A 14,756-nucleotide genomic window follows, 5' to 3' on the forward strand; every position below is an offset into this window, starting at 1 on the left:
GGTGCGAGACCCGTCTGGCCGACGACCTGCCGGGCCTTCGTCTGCAGGGCCGGGCCTCAGCCCGTGTGGCCGAGACGGCGGCTGAGCTCGTCCGCTCCCGCGACGAGCAACCGCGCCAGCTCGTGCATCCGTTGCTCGGTCATCCGGAACGCCGGCCCCGACGCGCTGAGGGCGGCCACGACCTGGCCTTCATCCGAACGTACGGGCGCGGACACGGCGTTGAGACCCTCCTCGTATTCCTCCACCGTGATGGCGTAGCCCTGCTCGCGGGCCTCGGCCAGGTCCGCCTCGAGCTTCTTCCTCGAGGTCACCGTGCGTGGTGTCAGACGAGGCAGGCCGGTCTCGGCGAGGAGCTCGTCGCGGTCCTCGCGGTCGAGGTGGGCGAGGAGGATCTTGCCGCTCGACGTGCAGTGCAGCGGTGTTTGCCGTCCCACCCAGTTCTGTGCGGCGATGGCCGAGGTGCTGCGCACCTGGTAGAGATTGATCGCGTGGCAGGACTCGAGCACGGCGATGTTCAGCGTCTCGCCCACGTCGTCGACGAGCCGCTCGCAGATGCTCCGCCCGTACCGCGTGACGGCGATACGGCCCGTCACCGCGCCGGCCAGGCGCACGACTCCGAAGCCGAGGCGGTACTTACCCCGCTCGCTCTCCTGCTCGACCATCCCGTGCGCTTCCAGCGCGCCGAGCAGGCGGAAGGCGGTCGACTTGTGGACATCGATCGCCGCTGCCACTTCACTCACGCCCGCCTCGCCGTGCTGGGCGAGGATCTCCAGCACGGCGACAGCACGGTCAACGGACTGCACTCCGCCACTCGGAGCGCCTGCGGACTCGGCACCGTAGTTGCTCATGGCGAAACCCTAGGTGAATCGGTCAACAGGAGTGAGGGCCGGCGGCTGTGCTCCTCAACGGAAGACGACCGTGCGGTTGTCGTTGACCATGACGCGGCTCTGGCTGTGCCACTCCACCGCCCGCGCCAGGACCTGCGCTTCCACGTCGCGTCCCAGGGCGACCAGGCTGTCCGGTCCCTGTGAGTGGCTCACGCGGACGACGTCCTGCTCGATGATGGGTCCCTCATCGAGGTCCGGGGTGACGTAGTGGGCCGTCGCCCCGACGAGCTTGACGCCGCGCTCGTGCGCCTGGACGTAGGGGCGGGCGCCCTTGAAGCTCGGCAGGAAGGAGTGGTGGATGTTGATGGCCCGGCCTTCCAGCTGCTTGCACAGGTCGTTCGACAGGATCTGCATGTAACGGGCGAGGACCACCAGGTCGATGTCCAGCTCCTCGACGAGCTCCAGCAGCCGCGCCTCCGCCTCGGGCTTCGTCTCCTTGGTCACCGGCACGTGGTGGAACGGGATCCCGTAGCTCTCGGCGAGCGGCTCGAAGTCCCGGTGGTTGGAGACGATCGCCGGCACCTCGATGTTCAGCGCGCCCGTACGGCAGCGGAAGAGCAGGTCGTTCAGGCAGTGCCCGAACTTCGACACCATGATCAGTGTGCGCGTGGGGGTCGACGCCTCGTACAGCTGCCAGGAGATCCGGTACGCCTCCGCCACCGGGGCGAAGCCGGACCTCAGGTCCTCCAGCGACATGCCCGGGTCCGTGACGTCGAAGTGCACCCGCATGAAGAAGCGGTCCTTGAGCCGGTCGTCGAACTGCTGGCTCTCCTGGATGTTCCCGGAGTGCCGGACGAGGAAGCCGGTGACGGCGTGGACGAGGCCCGAGCGGTCCGGGCACGACAGGGTGAGGACGAACTCGCGACCGGCAGTGGGTCCAACAGACACTGAGCCCTCCCTGAGGGAAGTGCGTATCGCGCAACAGCGGGATTGATACGCAACATGGTCCCGGCTGCGCAGCCCCGTGGTCAAGGTCTTGACAGTGTTCCGGGCGAACTGCACTGTGAGTTGCGTAGCAAGAAGCTCGTTGCGCATGAGGCAACCACTCGCCCGACCGGGGCGCTTCACTCCGAGGTGAACCATGACCACGACCGGCCTGCCGGACAGCCTGATCGCCACCCTTCCCGGCGACCACTACACGGACCCGGAGATCTTCCGCCTCGAGCAGGAGCACATCTTCGAGTCCATGTGGTTCTGCGCGGCGCGCGCGTCGGAGCTGGCGAAGCCGGGTGCGTTCCGGACCGTGGACGTGGGGCGGGAGAGCGTCCTGCTGACCCGCTCACGGGACGGCTCCGTCAAGGCCTTCTTCAACGTGTGCCGGCACCGGGGCGCCAAGCTGTGCACGCAGGAGTCCGGCGAGGTGAAGCGGGCCTTCCAATGCCCGTACCACGCCTGGACGTACGACCTGAACGGCAAACTCGTCGCCGCCCCGAACCTGACCAAGATGCCCGACATCGGCCGCACCGAGTACGGCCTGGCGAGCGTGGCGGTGCACGAGTGGCTCGGCTACGTGTGGGTGTGCCTGGCCGAGAACCCGCCGCCGTTCGAGCAGTCCGTGATCGCCGACGTGGTCGCGCGCCTGGGCGACGTCGAGTCCATCGAGCGGTACGACGTCGAGAGCCTGGAGGTCGGCCGGCGGATCACCTACGACGTCAACGCCAACTGGAAGCTCATCATCGAGAACTTCATGGAGTGCTACCACTGCGCGACCATCCACCCGGAGCTGACCGAGGTGCTGCCGGAGTTCGCCGACGGGTACGCAGCGCAGTTCTACGTGGGACACGGCGCGGAGTTCGGCGCGGACATCCAGGGCTTCACCGTGGACGGCTCGGAGGGCCTGGACCGCATCCCGGGCGTCACCGAGGACCAGGACCGCCGGTACTACGCGATCACGGTGCGCCCACAGGTGTTCATCAACCTCGTCCCCGACCACGTGATCTTCCACCGGATGTTCCCCGTCGCGGTCGACCGCACGATCGTGGAGTGCGACTGGCTGTACCTCAAGGGCGTGGTGGACAGCGGCCGGGACGTCAGCCGGTCCGTGGAGCTGTTCGACCGCGTCAACCGGCAGGACTTCGACGCCTGCGAACGCTGCCAGCCGGCCATGAGCTCCCGCCTCTACGCCAAGGGCGGCGTCCTGGTGCCCAGCGAACACCACATCGGAGAGTTCCACGACTGGGTCCAGGACCGCCTCGGCACCCGCGTGAACCTGGCGGACCACTAGCCGATGACGGCAGGGCACCCGCCGAGAGGGCCGGCGGGAGCGGATGCCGGTCGTCGCGACGGCTTCGCTGATGTCGCTCGTGCCGCGCGTCTTCGGAGATGCGCGCGATGGCCGCTGCGCTCAGGGACGGAGCACGGTCACCGGGTCCCCGACGCCGATGGTGCCCGGATCGGTCACGGTGCCCAGTGCATCCAGACGCATGGCGTGCGCCTGGGCGATGGTCTTCAGCACGAGTGGCGAGTACGGCAGATCCTGTTGCGACTCATTGACCATGACGCAGCGCTCGCTCGAGCGTACGAACGCGACGCCCACCGACGTGCCGATGCGGACCTCGGAGCCGAGCCACTGGTCCTCCACGAACGCGGGCGTGCCCGGCGGTGTACGGATGAGGAGGTTGGGCCGGAACCGGCGTTCGTCGACCGCAAGGCCCGCAAGCGCGGTGCGCATCCAGTCGAGGGTGGCGGTGCTCAGCACGCTCAGCGCAAGCTGGTCGAAGTGCGATACGGACCCCTCCCGGGCCACCTCGACGTCGTGGCGCTGCAGGTAGCGGCGCAAGTAGGCGGTGGCGTCGGCCACCGGCACGCCGTCCGGGTCGAGCAGCTCGGGCTCGGCCAGGGGCTCCGCCTCCGGGTAGCGGGATCGCAGCCGCAGCAGGCCCGGCATCCTGCGGAACCGGCGGGTGTTCTTGCCCGAGCCGAACCTGCCCTCAGCGTCCCGCACCGCATACAGCCGGTCACCCAGCAGACCCCGCTCGTCCACGGCGGCCGACTCCAGCCGTTCTCCTCCCATGGACTTGATCGGGTATCGCCAGATCCGCTCGATGACGCCCAGTCGCATCCCCGCCCCCTTCCCGGCCGATGGCCGGCTCGACATGTCCTGAACACTCAATTGGCTCCCGCGGCCAGGCGCAAGCCGATCGAGTACGCCTGTCATTCCGCGGGGCGTCACAGGAGGGCGACCGAGCCGAGCAGCTCTACGCAGGACAGACGCTGTCGCAGTTGGTCGAAGGAGCGCACGACGGTGCCGAGGACGGGGTGGATGCGGCGCCGTAGACGGCCTGCCGGTCGATGGATGGAGCGCTATTCCGTGGGGTCTTCGTAGCAAGGCCAGGAGGGCGGCGCACCAGGACATGCCTGTGGGCCCCGGTGTTCCCGGGGCCCACAGGCATGTCCTCATGCTGAATGCGTTACCACCGATACCAGCGGCCCTTGCGGCCGCCTGTGTCCGCACTGCGCAGTACGAAGCCGAGCAGCCAGACGACCAGCACGATGACAGCAATCCACCACAGTGCCTTCAGCGCGAATCCCGCACCGAAGAGGATCAGAGCAAGAAGCAGGACGAGAAGCAGGGGAACCATAGTTATCAACCTCCGTCGCACCTCTTGCCCGGCAATTCGAAGCACACACAGCTGATCTGCCTGGTTTCTTCACCGGTTTTGCGGGAACTGAACCCAGTTTCGTCACCGACGTTCACCTCACGGTCTCCGCGGTCGTCGGCTTCGAGCACGGCGGCTGGCAGAAGCCGGTGACCGACGAGGAGGTCGGCGCGGCCATCGCCGGTTGGTACGAGCACGCGGCGCGATCCCCACCGCGCTGGAGCCGGTCAGCGTCTCGACGACGAAGGGCGGCACCATCGTCGGCGTCTACCGGCCGAGCGGTACGCCCGGCCACGACACTTATCAGGGCGCCGCGCGGCCAGGCCCTCGTCGATCGTCGGCGTGGAAACGAGGGATCCGGACACCTTCCCGCCCACCAGCCGAGCACTGCGCGCCCGGTTTTGATTCCCACCGTTGTACGTGACTCCGTAAGATCTCGGTGCGAAGCGGTGCCGCAGTGGCCGAGTGCTCGCCCAAAAACCTCGGAGAATTCCATGCGCCGCCGTCCCACCGTCCTCGCCGCTGCCGCCGCACTGCTGTGCGCTGGCTGCTCCGCGGCTGACACCGGAAACCGTGACGAGCCCGCGGCCGCGTCACCCTCCGTATCGCGCTCCGATCCCCGCTCTGCCGTGCGAGCGGCCGTGGCGGCTCTGCGCGAGGACAGCGCACGGTTGCGCCAGGAGGTCGCATTGGAGGGTGGGGGGCAGGTGTACGGCCTCACCATCACCGGCGGCTTCGACTTCGCCGCGGACAAGGGCCACCTGGCGGTCGACCTGCCCGGTGGCGCCATCGACCACAGCGATCAGGTCTTCGCGGACGACAAGATCTACATCAGCGGCGCCCGGGGAATCGGCGAGGGCGCCTGGGGGGTCGTGCCCCGGGACCGGGCGGAGGCCCACTATCTGCTGCGGTCCCCGCTCAACGACCCTGAGCACGTCCTGCAGCAAATCGCCGCGATGCGCGAAGTCTCCCGGGAGGGTGAGGAGAACTTCCACGGGGTGCGCGTCGTGCACTACCGGGGCATCCTCGACCACCGGACCGTCACCCTGCGCATGGCCCCCGGCGTGCGCACGAAGATGAAGCAGGCCCGCGACACCCTGGGCAGCGACCTCCCGGTCTTCGCCGACGCGTGGGTCGACGGCCAAGGGCGGCTGGTGCGAACCCGCATGAGTGTGAACATGTCCGGTGCGCGGTCGACGCTGACCATGATCCTCTCGGACTTCGGTGAGCCGGTCCGCGTGAGGGTTCCGCGTGGCGCCGACACCGTACCCGTCACCGAGGTCGGCGGCATCCTGAACGGCTGAGCCGGACAGTGCGGACACCTGAGCCGGCCCCGCCTGGTCAGCGTCGGTGTTCCGCCGGTATCGGCTCGGTATACGGCCGGGAGGTGGGGTGTGCATCCTTGAACTGGTCGTAGGCGACCTGTGCCGCGACGAGGACCTCGTCGTAGATCCGGTCCATGTGCGGGCCGGCGCAGATGGTCGAGGACCAGTGGTGGTGGTAGAAGAGGTTGCTCCTGCTGGGGCGTTCGCCGATCACCTCGGCGAAAAGCCAGCCGGCGAGACGTGCGGCGCTCTTCCAGGTGGTCTCCCCAACCGTCCAGTGGGGCTTGAGCGTTGCGTTCGCCATTTCGATACTGATCGAGCCCTGGTTGCCGGCCGTGTTGCCGACGGCCCAGGCGTACTCGTGCACCTTGACGAACTGAGCGACGGCACCGGAGGCGTCCACGTCGAAGTGGGCCGAAGCCGGACGTACCGTCCAGAGGTCGAGCACACCCTGGTGCGAAAGCCGGCCGGCGTTGTGATGCAACGTGACCGACGTCTTCCTGTACGACGTGTGGGTGACGTGGCCTGTCGCGCTGAGCTCGTCGATGAAGTCCGCTACAGGACGGTCGTAGGGGATGGTGGCGGTAGCTTGTGGGCCGGCCTCCGCGCCGTTGTCGGCGAAGCCGACGAAGTCGCTCTCCGGAAGCTCATCGAGGTTGTCGGTGCCGGGTCCATCGCCGGTGTCGGTCCGCTCGATGGCCGCCCTCACGTCGTCGTCGACGTTGTTCTCGGGCATGACGCCGTCCTTTCTGTTGCGTGACTTCGCCTGACGGGTGGCCCGGAGGCCGGGCGGGGGAGCGCGGCACGACGACATGAGCCGAGCCGGTTACGGCCCGTCAGACGCCGGCTTGCTCCGTGAAATGCTCCAGGAGGGCTGCCTGGATGTGCTGGAGAAGCAGAGTGTTCTGCTTGATCCGGGTCAGCCGGGTCGTGGCGTGGGCGGCGTACTCCGGCCCTTCCACGGCCGAGGCCAGGAGGTTGGCGGCGAGTACGTCGATGCCGCGCGCAGTGTTCGCGAACTGGCCCGCGGGGACCAGACGGCGGTCGAGCGGGACGGCGTCGTCGGCCACCACCTCGGTGACCAGTGACGGCTGCCAGGTGTCCGCGTTGTCGATCGAGTGGTGGGTGTCGAACCGGACGGTGACCGTCTCACCGGCGGGCACGTCGACGCTGTACGAACCGTCTTCGTCGGTGTAGGCGTGGTCGATGAGCGTGAGGTCGGGGCGGTAGACGCTGACCTTGATCATGGAGATCGGCTCGTCCCCGGTGATGGTTCGCACATGCCCGTGCATGCGAGGCTCCTCTCGGGCGCGGCCGGAGTCGACGAACGCAAGTCTGGTTGAATCGCAGACTTCTGAGAGGCCGTTCAGGGCGTCTGATTCCAGGTTCGCTCCGCGTGCAAACCCTGTCAATCTCGGACGCACCCCACTTCACCGGGTCCGACGGCGGCCGCCCGAGCGACGTCACTGGCGGGGTGGAGGACGATCTTCAGGAGCGTCATGATCCGCACGGCGCAGACATGAGCGCCCGGCCCCCGTGAGGTGGGCCCGGGCGCTCGATCAGGGTCCGGACTCATGGCCTGCGCATGCCGTGCCCGGGCCCTGCTTGTGCTTTTCGCACCTGAGCGCCGTCGGTCAGAACCAGCTGGTGCATTCGATGCTGCCACCGCGGCCGTTCGTGCCGCAGGCGCGCATCACGAGGCCGGCGTCGTTCCACTGGGTGGTGTACGCGTCGTTGCCCGAGGTGACGGTGGTGTATCCCAGCATCGGGTCCCAGGTTTTCCCTCCGTCGGTACTGCGGTCCACCCAGATCTCGTCGCCGACCGTGCCCCCGGTGATGCGGCCCCAGGCGCACTGGGTGGTGTCGTTGTAGCGGAGCTCCACGGTTCGGCCGAAGACGGTGGTCGACTTGGCCGTCCACGCGCCCGCGGAGTCGGGCTGGGTGCCGTCGCCGCAGGACGTGTTGTTCTCCGCGCCGGCCAGAGTTCCGCCGATCGCCGGAAAGTCACCGCAGGACGGTACGTCTTTCAGCAACGCCGGCCCTTGGACGAAGAGATTGCTGATCCAGCTGTGGTAGTCCGGCAGGTACGACCAGACGTTGTTCACCATGCCGTCGACCGTGGCCCGCTCGCCCACCCGCTGGCACAGCACCCGCACCTGCACGGAGATGCCGTTGCCGTTGGTGAAGTTGATGCGGCTGCCGGTGTTGGAGTCCTGCCGCAGATTGGGCCGGCCCCATGTCTTCTGGTAAGAACCGCGGCCGTCCCAGGTCCAGACCATCGGCACGGCGTCGGCGTGCGGGCGGAACGCGCCCTGGTAGCGGTCCCAGCGGGCGTTGATGGAATTGACCTGGATCTTCGCACCGGATTCCGGTGCTTCGACCATCAGTCCGTTGCCGAGGTAGAGCGCGACGTGTGTCGGCCCGAGGCCCTCAGGTCCGAAGTACATGATGTCGCCGGGCAGCAGCACGGCCGACCCTTGCGACTTCAGCAGCTTCGTGTGCGCGTACCCCGGTGCCGCGAAGGTCGCCTGGGTCGTGCGTTCCGTGATGATGTCCCGGCCGGTCGCCTTGTACCAGGCCCAGCGCACCAGGCCGATGCAGTCGAAGCTCCAGTACGTCGGATCCGCAGCGGTTTCAGGGTAGAAGCGATCGTATATCCCTTGGCTGGGACCGGGCATTCCCTGCGCGTGGCCACCACCCCAGGCGTACTGCTGCCCGACGTAACGGCACGCGACCTGGACGGCCGCCTGCGCCGCCTGGCTCGCACCGGACTGCAACGGCGCGCATCCGGTGGCGGCGGTCGCCGGAGCGGCCGAGGCGACCGGCAGACCGATACTCACCACTGTCACGAGCGCGGCCAGCAACAGTCGTACCCGGCTGACCCATCGCCGCTCACCCCGCCCCGCTTTCCCCGTTCCCCGTGATCTGCGCGCTCTGTCCACGGCATTCCCCCCGGTCTCGGTGGTCTACCGTGAACGTACGGGTTCCTGGCTGCCGAACGGCCCTGACATCTGTCAGGACCTGACCGGCACATCCGCTCCGTAAGGTCTGCGGTCATCACCCGATCTCACAGCGGAGGGACCACCTTCTATGCGCACCAAGCTGAGGCGCGCCGCCGCGCTGGCCTTTGCCGGCGTGACCGCGGTCGTCGTCACGACCGGCACCGCACAGGCCAAGCCGGCCGACACCTGGGCAGGTTGCCCGTACGGCGCAGTCTGCGTCTATCCGCAGAACCAGAACCCGGCCGTCTCGCCGAGCCACATCTACTGGACCTACGGCGCCCACAACCTCAGCAACCAGGTGGGCAACCACTGGGTGCTGAACAACCAGTACGACGGCGCGGTGGTCGAGCTGTGCCTCAGCTACAACGCGAACGACTGTACGTCGTCGATCGCTCCCCAACACGGCGAGTACCGCGACCTGGGGCCCATCAACTCGCTGCATCTGAGGCCGCACTACAACTAATGGAAGGGCATGGCCTGCGCGACGTCGGAAGCCGGTACGAAGCCCCCGCTCGCCGGGTGAAGGCCTCATCACCTCTCCGGACCGGCGCACCGCCCGTGCGCAGGCCACGCCGACAGACCCAGGCCGACTGGGCTCCCCGGTCGCCCTGTCCGCCACCGTCCTTCACCACACCAGGTGTTGGCCCAAACCTCAACTCATTACACCTGAAACACAGTTGTGGCTCGTCCTCCTGGTTGGCAGACTCGCCTCCGTCGACGGAAGTAAGCGGACAAGTGTGCGAACGAATGCCTGACGGCACGCACGCGGAACCATCACGTCGGCGGACGGGGCCTACGTCACCTCACCAGGGGGAACTCCATGAACCTCAGCTTGCCCAGACGCGTCCTGGGCCGCACCACCGCCACCCTCGCGCTGGCGCTGGCCATGGCCACCGGTACCACCGGTCTGCTCTCCGGCACCGAAGCGCACGCCCTGCCGGTCACCGAGGGCTCCTTCAGCTTCAGTGGTGACGAGGGCGACTACATCAGCGGCGGCCAGTCCTACGCCTACACGACGGCGTCCCAGGACCGCATGAACGTCTCCGGCAACACCGACAACAGGGTGGTCACCGTCTCCGTCGACGGAGCGAACGGCGACTGGTGGACCCTCAACCTCGCAGCACCATCCGGCAAGACCCTGACGCCCGGAACCTACACGGGAGCCACCCGCTTCCCGTTCAACGACGGGAGCGAACCGGGCCTGTCGCTCAGCGGCAACGGCCGCGGCTGCAACCAGCTCACGGGCACCTTCACCGTCTCAGCGGTGGAGTTCGGCCCCCAGGGCTACGTGAAGAAGCTCGACGCCGCCTTCGTGCAGCACTGCGAGGGAGGTACCCCGGCCGCTCGCGGTGAGGTCCACATCGAGAACCCGGCCCCGCCGGCCGAGCTCGGCCTCGACCTCGACATCGCCCTGGCCGGCACCGCGAGCTCACTCAACGGCAAGGCCACCTTCCACGGCGCGGTGAGCTGTAACAAGCCCGTGCGGGTGAGCGTCGGAGGTGACGTCACGCAGGTGAAGAAGCGGGACCTCATCCGCGGTTCCTTCTCCGCGTCGGTGTCCTGCACCCCGGGTGCCCCGGTCGCCTGGACCGGTACGGCCGTACCCACCGGATCGGTCCCCTTCCAGAAGGGGGACGTCGAGGTCGAGGGCCGCGCGACGGCGACAGACCCGGACTACGAGCAGCCCGTGACGGTCAGCGAGACAGTCGCGGTCCGCCTCAGCCGGGTCTGACCCCGACGTCCTGGCACCTGACCACAGCCGCGCCGCCCGGCCCGGGCGCCGAACCTCTCGAGGTCCGGCGCCCGGGCCGGGCGCGTCGGTCTGCGGATGGACCACGGGCGGGGTGATGCCCGTCAGTCCTGCCCGGCCTGTCCCTGCACCTGCTCCAGCACGTGCTGCGCGGAGCTCGCCCCGCTGAAGAGGTCGGGGCCGTACTGGTTGAGCTGTCGGTTGACCTGCTCCCAGTTCTTCGTCGTGCGCAGCGGAATCGCCGTGGCGTTGGCGGCTTCGAGGACCTCTCGGGCACCGGCGAGGTGGGCGTTGTCGTACCACGCGTGCTGTGCCGACTCGCGCGACGGATAAGCACGTCCCACCCCGCCGAGCCACTCCAGTTGCTTCCTGGCGGTCATCAGCGTGATCGCTTTGAACGCCCCCTCCGGATCCGGGCAGGACGTGGAGATGCCGAACCCGGAACCGGAGGTGTACGTCCTGCTGCCCTCGGGGCCGGCGGGAAGCGTGGTGAGACCCACCTGGAAGCCGGCCTGATTCCTCAGATTCAGCAACGCCCAGGGCCCGTTGGTCCCCATGCCCACGTTGCCGCTGAGGAACTCCCGGTCGGAGAAGGCCGGATCGGGCGCGGGCAGGCGGGGGGCGACCTTCTCCTTGGCCGCGAGGTCGGCGTACCACTGCACGCCCTCGGTCATGGCGGGGGTGGTGAGCCGCAGTCTGCCCGCCCCGTCGGTGGGCTGCGCCCCGCTCCTGGTCAGCACCATGGGGAACATCGACACATCCTGAGGCGCCGCCACGAATCCGTACTGGCGGTCCCCTGTCAGCTTGCGGGCGGCCGACTCGAATTCGGCCAGGGTCCATCCCACTCTGGGCTCCGGCACCCCCGCGCTGCGGAACATGTCCTTGTTGTACGTGAGGATCACCGGGCCGACGTCGTACGGCAGCGCGTACTGCTTGCCGTCCGCGCTCAGTCCGTCCAGGACGGACTTGTCGAAGTCGCTCACGTCGAACTTGTTCCTGGCGATCAGATCGTCGAGCGGCAGCATGCCCTGGGTGTAGCCCGTGGTGCGCAGCGCCTGCATCGAGACGATGCAGGGCGCGTCGCCGCTGTCGAAACGGGTGGCGAGCTTGGTGAAGTAGTCGTCGAAGGACGAGGTCTCGAGTTTGATCGTGATCCGGGGATCCTCGTTGGACACACGGTCCGCGAGTTCCTGCCAGACCTGTTGCTCCTCACCACCGTTGGCCCACATCGACCAGGTCAACGTCCTCGAACCATCACTGCCTGCGCCGCACGCCGTGGCCAGTGTCCCGGCCAGCGTCAGCGCGAGCGCGACGGCTGCCCTCACTGCGATGCGCGGCCTTGCCATGACACGTCCATATGTCCACTTGAAGGCAATATGCGTGCATTATGACATGGTGTGTATGCGGATGTGTGCACCATGCGCCGTTTCCCGTGAGAAGCATCATCGGCCACGGCGACGACCGGTCGATATGCGCCGACGCCGACGGCGGGTCACGATGGTCGTGAACGGCCCGCTCCGCTCGATCACGGCGCCGACAGGAGGTGCGGCGCCGGTAGGAGGTGACGATGCTCCGGACGCACCTGTGCGACGTACTCGGCATCGAACTGCCCGTGATCGGCGCGCCCTACGGCCCGTTCGAACAGGTGGATCTAGCCGCCGCCGTGAGTGGTGCGGGAGCCCTGGGCAGTCTGGGCACGGCGGTGCGTCCGCTCACCGACCTGCGCCGCCAGTGGGCCCGGATGCGGGAGCTGACCGACCGGCCCTTCGCCGTCAACCACACCTTGCGCCCTCTGAACGAGGAGGCGTTTCAGGCGACGCTCGAGGAACATCCGGCCTGCATTTCGTTCCACCTCGGCGTTCCCGACGACCTGATCGAGCGTGCCCATGACGCCGGCATCCTGTGGATCCAGCAGGTCATGGACGTCCGGCAGGCCGAGCAGGCCGTTCGGGCGGGCGCGGACGTCGTCGTCGCCCAGGGCGGCGAGGCGGGGGGCCAGGGCGGTGAGGTGGCCACCATGGTGCTCGTGCCGCAGGTCGTGGACATCGCGGGCGGGACCCCGGTTGTCGCAGCGGGTGGCATTGCCGACGGCCGGGGGCTGGCGGCGGCGCTGGCGCTCGGTGCGCAGGGCGTGGCTATCGGTACCCGTCTGCTCGCGTCGGCTGAGATGGACATCGCCGAGGAGTGGAAGGACCGGATCGTCCGCGCCGAGGCGCGCGACACGGTCAAGCTGGCTCACAGCGACAGGTTCATGCCGCCCTTCTCGCGCCCCGGCGCCTACGGCTTCCCCCGTTCCCTGCGTACACCTTTCGTCGAGGAGGCCGAGGAGCATCCCGAACGGGTGCGACCGGACGAGGCGGGCCCCCGACTCGTGGAGGCCATGCTCACCGGCCGGGGACACGAGTTCCTCCCCTTCACGGGACAGTCCGCCGCCCTCGTGCACGACGTCCTTCCCGCAGCCGAGATCGTGCGGCGCATCGTCGACGACGCGGAGATCATCCTCCGCCGAACAGCCGACGCCTGCACCGCTACGGGCGGGCGGCCCGGCCCCGGCGGTTCCGCCTCTTCCTGACGTCCGGCCCGTTTGGCTGGTTCTGGGGTGTGGTATCGGCTGCTGCCACAGCCGCGAGCGTGAGGCCGGTGGGCGGTGCGCGAGTGCCCGACGTGCGGCAGGCGGGGCTTTCGGTCAATGCGGGGGAGGGAAGCGGCCCGCTCTCGGAGCCCGTACCGAGCGGGCGGGGTGATCTTGCTGAGGGGGCGTGGCACACCCTGCACAACAGTGGGCAGCGGAGCGAATCGGTCGCTGCGGAGGTGCCGGTCCACTCGGATCCCTGGTCAGACGGCGCACGGTCACCGGCCTCGGCCAGATGGCCAGGCCTGCCGGAAGTGCTGGCGCTCCCGCAGGGGACCTCGGACACGCCCCCCGTCAGGGCGGCCGGCCCAGGCCACGGACGTGGCTCAGGCACGAGCGAGCTCGGCATCGGCCCCAGTGCTGCAGCTCCACGTCCGCCTCGGGCCAGACCGACGCCGAAGCGGCGGTCGCGCAGAATGCGCGAAGCGCTGCTGGGCCACCGACCCTGATCGCTGCCGGGAGCCGCCCCAGCCCGCGAGGGCTCAGGCCAGACGCCATAGGCGGCCATGAACATGTCGAGCAGACCATCGATCGCCGCTGGCGGACGAACCTGACTCCGAGGCAGTCGACGCCGCTGTCCGGGGTGACGAAATCGGCAGCCGGCCGCTGCCTCGGCCACCTTGCACCGTCGCTCGCACTCCAACCGCGTCGGCCGACCGTTGCCCGGCAACCGCAACGACTGCCAGGCATGAGAGCTGTCCGGCGCGCCTGAGGCACCAGGTCCAGGAGCGCGTGCGTTCAGCTGTCTCGGCGCACAGGGGGAAGCCTTCCTCCGACTGATCCACCACGATCATCGTGCGCGCAGGCGTCAGAACACGCGAAGCAGCCGAAGAAACGCTCGTGGTCACCGACCTCGAAGCGGGCCGGACCCCGATAGGGCGGCTCTGCGCCGGGGCCGCCGTCGCGGGTGTGCTCGGAGGCTTCATCCTTGGCTGGCGAAGGGGCCCGGAGGTTCGGGTGAAGCAACCTCCGGGCGCCTTCCGTGACTGTCGTTACTTGCTGGCTGCCGGATCGCCGTCGCCGAGGCCGATCCACCAGTGTCCGTCATCCTTGACCAACAGCAAGTTCTGCCGCTGGCCGGTCTCCTCGTACGCCACCGTCACCGGGTTGAAGTAGTCGACGGATCCCTCCGGCACAGAGACCTCGACCCGCCCGCTCGCTGCTTCGCCGTACTCGCGCACATACTTGGCTGCGGCCGGTCCGGGCTGTTTGTACGCCGGCCCGGCTAGCTCGGCGAGTCCCTCGGCGTCGCCGTCTTTGAGCCGTTGCACATAGATCCGGATGAGGGTGTCGACCTCCTCGGCCGTCTCCTGTACGTCGGGGTACACGGACTTCTCCGCACGCACCGTCACGTCCACCTTCGGTGAACTGGCCAGGGCATACGGTGCCCGCAACCAGTTCCACGACACCGCCGCAGCGATCCCGGCCACGGCGAGTACGCCACCGCACAGCAGGATGCCCCGCTTCTTCATACGCATCTTCCCCTCAGTACCAGTTTGGCTTGACGCGGATGATCGAGTAGTCGGTTCCCTTGTCGGAACCTGTCGGGTACTCGGTGAGC

14 protein-coding genes and 2 pseudogenes are annotated in these 14,756 nt (G+C 68.4%); 7 read left to right on the forward strand and 9 right to left on the reverse strand.

Going from position 1 to position 14,756, the window contains the following annotated elements; translation table 11 throughout:
• Positions 1-56 precede the first annotated feature (56 nt).
• The gene (locus tag ADK65_RS07425) at positions 57-848 is read right to left on the reverse strand and encodes an IclR family transcriptional regulator (protein WP_199825582.1); all 792 of its coding nucleotides are present in this window, start codon (positions 846-848) and stop codon (positions 57-59) included.
• Between the two features lie 54 nt (positions 849-902).
• Positions 903-1,775 carry a formyltetrahydrofolate deformylase gene (gene purU, locus ADK65_RS07430; protein ID WP_053668999.1) on the reverse strand — a complete coding sequence of 291 codons (873 nt, stop codon included), beginning with the start codon at positions 1,773-1,775 and terminating at the stop codon, positions 903-905.
• A gap of 193 nt (positions 1,776-1,968) precedes the next feature.
• Here purU and ADK65_RS07435 point away from each other — a divergent pair, with 193 nt between their 5' ends.
• Entirely contained in the window at positions 1,969-3,111 is a 1,143-nt protein-coding gene (locus ADK65_RS07435; RefSeq protein ID WP_053669000.1) for an aromatic ring-hydroxylating oxygenase subunit alpha, read from the forward strand.
• Positions 3,112-3,231: 120 nt separating this feature from the next.
• On the opposite strand, the gene ADK65_RS07440 is transcribed toward ADK65_RS07435, so the two are convergent.
• Positions 3,232-3,948: an MOSC domain-containing protein gene (locus ADK65_RS07440; RefSeq protein ID WP_053669001.1), complete on the reverse strand. Its 717-nt coding sequence runs from the start codon at positions 3,946-3,948 to the stop codon at positions 3,232-3,234.
• 349 nt (positions 3,949-4,297) lie between these two features.
• The gene (locus ADK65_RS07445; RefSeq protein ID WP_031106884.1) at positions 4,298-4,468 is read right to left on the reverse strand and encodes a hypothetical protein; all 171 of its coding nucleotides are present in this window, start codon (positions 4,466-4,468) and stop codon (positions 4,298-4,300) included.
• A gap of 211 nt (positions 4,469-4,679) precedes the next feature.
• Between ADK65_RS07445 and ADK65_RS39870 the strand changes: the two are divergent.
• A pseudogene (locus ADK65_RS39870) lies at positions 4,680-4,790 on the forward strand (dihydrofolate reductase); the annotation flags it as partial.
• A 190-nt stretch (positions 4,791-4,980) separates the two neighbouring features.
• The gene (locus ADK65_RS07450; RefSeq protein WP_063787996.1) at positions 4,981-5,790 is read left to right on the forward strand and encodes a hypothetical protein; all 810 of its coding nucleotides are present in this window, start codon (positions 4,981-4,983) and stop codon (positions 5,788-5,790) included.
• 37 nt (positions 5,791-5,827) lie between these two features.
• Here the strand turns inward: ADK65_RS07450 and ADK65_RS07455 are convergent, their stop codons facing one another.
• The 3 genes from ADK65_RS07455 to ADK65_RS07465 all read right to left on the reverse strand — a co-directional run bounded on the left by ADK65_RS07455 (position 5,828) and on the right by ADK65_RS07465 (position 8,651).
• The gene (locus tag ADK65_RS07455) at positions 5,828-6,547 is read right to left on the reverse strand and encodes an N-acetylmuramoyl-L-alanine amidase (protein ID WP_053669003.1); all 720 of its coding nucleotides are present in this window, start codon (positions 6,545-6,547) and stop codon (positions 5,828-5,830) included.
• A gap of 100 nt (positions 6,548-6,647) precedes the next feature.
• Positions 6,648-7,103 (reverse strand): carboxypeptidase regulatory-like domain-containing protein, encoded by a 456-nt coding sequence (locus ADK65_RS07460; RefSeq protein ID WP_053669004.1) that lies wholly within the window; start codon positions 7,101-7,103, stop codon positions 6,648-6,650.
• Positions 7,104-7,445: 342 nt separating this feature from the next.
• Positions 7,446-8,651: an NlpC/P60 family protein gene (locus tag ADK65_RS07465; RefSeq protein WP_159038738.1), complete on the reverse strand. Its 1,206-nt coding sequence runs from the start codon at positions 8,649-8,651 to the stop codon at positions 7,446-7,448.
• 250 nt (positions 8,652-8,901) lie between these two features.
• On the opposite strand from ADK65_RS07465, the gene ADK65_RS07470 reads away from it, so the two are divergent.
• Positions 8,902-9,276, forward strand: coding sequence for a hypothetical protein (locus ADK65_RS07470; RefSeq protein ID WP_053669006.1), 375 nt, complete (start codon positions 8,902-8,904; stop codon positions 9,274-9,276).
• Positions 9,277-9,633: 357 nt separating this feature from the next.
• Complete coding sequence (locus ADK65_RS07475) at positions 9,634-10,545, forward strand: hypothetical protein (protein ID WP_053669007.1); 912 nt, start codon at positions 9,634-9,636, stop codon at positions 10,543-10,545.
• Between the two features lie 122 nt (positions 10,546-10,667).
• Here the strand turns inward: ADK65_RS07475 and ADK65_RS07480 are convergent, their stop codons facing one another.
• Complete coding sequence (locus tag ADK65_RS07480) at positions 10,668-11,909, reverse strand: ABC transporter substrate-binding protein (RefSeq protein WP_078955849.1); 1,242 nt, start codon at positions 11,907-11,909, stop codon at positions 10,668-10,670.
• A 221-nt stretch (positions 11,910-12,130) separates the two neighbouring features.
• On the opposite strand from ADK65_RS07480, the gene ADK65_RS07485 reads away from it, so the two are divergent.
• Positions 12,131-13,135: an NAD(P)H-dependent flavin oxidoreductase gene (locus ADK65_RS07485; RefSeq protein ID WP_053669009.1), complete on the forward strand. Its 1,005-nt coding sequence runs from the start codon at positions 12,131-12,133 to the stop codon at positions 13,133-13,135.
• A gap of 598 nt (positions 13,136-13,733) precedes the next feature.
• Positions 13,734-13,847, forward strand: a pseudogene (locus tag ADK65_RS39130) (IS5/IS1182 family transposase); the annotation flags it as partial.
• 340 nt (positions 13,848-14,187) lie between these two features.
• On the opposite strand, the gene ADK65_RS07490 reads toward ADK65_RS39130, so the two are convergent.
• Complete coding sequence (locus ADK65_RS07490; protein WP_234352821.1) at positions 14,188-14,673, reverse strand: hypothetical protein; 486 nt, start codon at positions 14,671-14,673, stop codon at positions 14,188-14,190.
• Between the last annotated feature and the right edge of the window lie 83 nt (positions 14,674-14,756).

Origin of the sequence: Streptomyces sp. NRRL B-1140 (genome assembly GCF_001280065.1) — a bacterium.
GTDB lineage: Bacteria > Actinomycetota > Actinomycetes > Streptomycetales > Streptomycetaceae > Streptomyces.

Coding starts and splice junctions, on each gene's coding strand:
- ADK65_RS07425 (WP_199825582.1), bottom strand. CDS start 848: ATGAGCAACTACGGTGCCGAGTCCGCAGGCGCTCCGAGTGGCGGAGTG.
- ADK65_RS07435 (WP_053669000.1), top strand. CDS start 1,969: ATGACCACGACCGGCCTGCCGGACAGCCTGATCGCCACCCTTCCCGGC.
- ADK65_RS07440 (WP_053669001.1), bottom strand. CDS start 3,948: ATGCGACTGGGCGTCATCGAGCGGATCTGGCGATACCCGATCAAGTCC.
- ADK65_RS07445 (WP_031106884.1), bottom strand. CDS start 4,468: ATGGTTCCCCTGCTTCTCGTCCTGCTTCTTGCTCTGATCCTCTTCGGT.
- ADK65_RS07450 (WP_063787996.1), top strand. CDS start 4,981: ATGCGCCGCCGTCCCACCGTCCTCGCCGCTGCCGCCGCACTGCTGTGC.
- ADK65_RS07455 (WP_053669003.1), bottom strand. CDS start 6,547: ATGCCCGAGAACAACGTCGACGACGACGTGAGGGCGGCCATCGAGCGG.
- ADK65_RS07460 (WP_053669004.1), bottom strand. CDS start 7,103: ATGCACGGGCATGTGCGAACCATCACCGGGGACGAGCCGATCTCCATG.
- ADK65_RS07470 (WP_053669006.1), top strand. CDS start 8,902: ATGCGCACCAAGCTGAGGCGCGCCGCCGCGCTGGCCTTTGCCGGCGTG.
- ADK65_RS07475 (WP_053669007.1), top strand. CDS start 9,634: ATGAACCTCAGCTTGCCCAGACGCGTCCTGGGCCGCACCACCGCCACC.
- ADK65_RS07480 (WP_078955849.1), bottom strand. CDS start 11,909: ATGGCAAGGCCGCGCATCGCAGTGAGGGCAGCCGTCGCGCTCGCGCTG.
- ADK65_RS07485 (WP_053669009.1), top strand. CDS start 12,131: ATGCTCCGGACGCACCTGTGCGACGTACTCGGCATCGAACTGCCCGTG.
- ADK65_RS07490 (WP_234352821.1), bottom strand. CDS start 14,673: ATGCGTATGAAGAAGCGGGGCATCCTGCTGTGCGGTGGCGTACTCGCC.